Source organism: Microcoleus sp. T2B6, assembly GCF_036700475.1.
Taxonomy (GTDB): domain Bacteria; phylum Cyanobacteriota; class Cyanobacteriia; order Cyanobacteriales; family Microcoleaceae; genus Microcoleus.
The window spans coordinates 1-1,908 of the sequence record NZ_JAUBOZ010000233.1; the positions used below are offsets into that span (position 1 = coordinate 1).

General features: G+C 38.6%; 2 protein-coding genes and 1 pseudogene. 1 reads left to right on the top strand and 2 read right to left on the bottom strand.

What is annotated here, in order from left to right; genetic code table 11:
• A partial coding sequence (locus tag QUA00_RS36600) for a transposase (RefSeq protein WP_333413476.1) occupies positions 1–823 on the top strand: 823 nt, incomplete at its 5' end.
• Between the two features lie 15 nt (positions 824–838).
• Here QUA00_RS36600 and QUA00_RS36605 read toward each other — a convergent pair.
• Both QUA00_RS36605 and QUA00_RS36610 read right to left on the bottom strand, forming a co-directional pair.
• A pseudogene (locus QUA00_RS36605) lies at positions 839–1,439 on the bottom strand (IS4 family transposase); the annotation flags it as partial.
• A gap of 18 nt (positions 1,440–1,457) precedes the next feature.
• Positions 1,458–1,908 (bottom strand): ISAs1 family transposase (locus QUA00_RS36610; RefSeq protein WP_333143913.1); only part of this gene is annotated, 451 nt, incomplete at its 5' end.

Below are 1,908 nucleotides of genomic sequence, written 5' to 3' on the forward strand. Positions count from 1 at the left end.
AAGAATAGCTGGTCAAAAAAATCTCGCAAAAAACAGGAGTCTCAAAGCTCAACGCCTGACATCACAAGAGTTGATGATTATGCAAAACATCTCAAGAATACTCGTTGTTCCTTCCCAACTTCTGTACGTCCAAATGGTCGCTGATGGCTATTATTATCGCTCTAAATTCTGGGATGCTGTGGGGGAGTTGAATTTAGACTTTATTGGCAAGCTAAGAGTTGATGCTAACCTACGCTATCTCTATACAGGTGAACAAAATAAACTGGGAGCACCTCGCAAATATGATGGTAAGGTTGACTGCCAATATCTGAGTCGTCTTAAGTTTGTTAAACAAATAAAACCGGGAGTTTCATTATATACATTAGTAGTGTGGAGTTGTTGTTTAAATTGCCAAATTAGCTGGGCTTGTATTTCTGAGGTTCAAGCCAATGGGAAAATCAAAAATACTTTATTATTTAGCACTGATATTCATCTACCACCTGAGCAAATTGTTGAATATTATCAGGCTCGTTTTCAAATCGAATTTATTTTTCGTGATGCTAAACAATTTACGGGATTGTCAGATTGTCAAGCTCGTCATTTACCACGGCTTGATTTTCATTTTAATGCCAGTCTGATTGCCTTAAATCTAGCCAAATATGAACTCTCTAGTTGTCATTCATCTGCCAAATCTTTTGTGTTTTCAATCTGTTCTTATAAACGTCTGAAATTCAATAAGCATCTACTTTCTACCTTTATTGATAAGTTAGATTTAGACCCGGATTTGATTTTAAATCACCCTAACCTTCCTTCAGTCTTGTCTTATGGTACTCTGGCTGCTTAAAAACTGTCCGAACTATTGTTTTAAACGAGTAATTAAGTGGATATCTCGTTCAATTAATTTGAGCCAAAAGCTAAAATGATAAAATCCTCTATCCAGTAAGAGTAAGGTTTGAGTTGGCACTAATTGCAGAATATTTTCTTCAAGCTTAACATCAGAAGCTCGCTTAGTTTTCCAGAAACCAAATATCGATAGGGAGCCTGGTCATTAAATCTATAACTGTTGCCATTTTTCCTGCCAACTGCCCTTTTGGTATATCTTCCAAGCTTTTGAGCTTGCAAAACAATGCTTCGAGCGTTGAACTATCTATTATCCAAATGCTCGAAAATTTAGTCAAGGCAAATTGAATGCTTTCTGGTAGGGGTCGTTGGTTTCTCTTGGACCAAGCAGTTCTTAAACTTGGTAATAAATTTTTAAAAACTCCTTCAAATAAAGTGGCAGGAAAACTTAAAAACCTTTGAGACATTGCTTGTTGACTAACTGTCGTAGGTCGGCACCACAAAAAACCTTCTCTTGCCAGCATTCTTGTGAGTTCTGTCACTCCAGCTACGTCTCGCCACAGCAAGGTTAATACTGCTGCTACCATCAACGGTAAGTTGACAATTCTCCCTCGTAAACCAGGGTAAGAGCATCTCAATTAGGCTTGACACAAGGACTCAGAAGAATCTAATGTAGGGTCAAGAAAACAAGAAAAGAGAACTTGAATCATATAATCGTTATCCATAGCAGTGCGTTTCATTTTTTGTCGGAGACTGCGTTTGTAAGTCAGTTCTCGATTAAGGGCATTGAGAGCAATGCGTCGTAAAAGAGCAAAATTCCGAGGACTGTGGAAAGAGCGAATGCGGCAAGCATCCTCAGCAAATGTACAGTCAAGAGTCCAATGAGCCTGGTTTTCAATACCCCAATGTTGTTGAATAGCCCGACCAATAAGTTGAGCATCACTGTGTAAAGAAGACCAATAAAACTGAACCTCACGGGTAGTTTTGTTCCAGAGATGACGGACTCGTACAACCAGGGTAAACGCATCTAAATTAAGTCCTGCAAATCTATAGAAGCTGACGAAAAAACAGGTTGCTCGTTCAAAATGG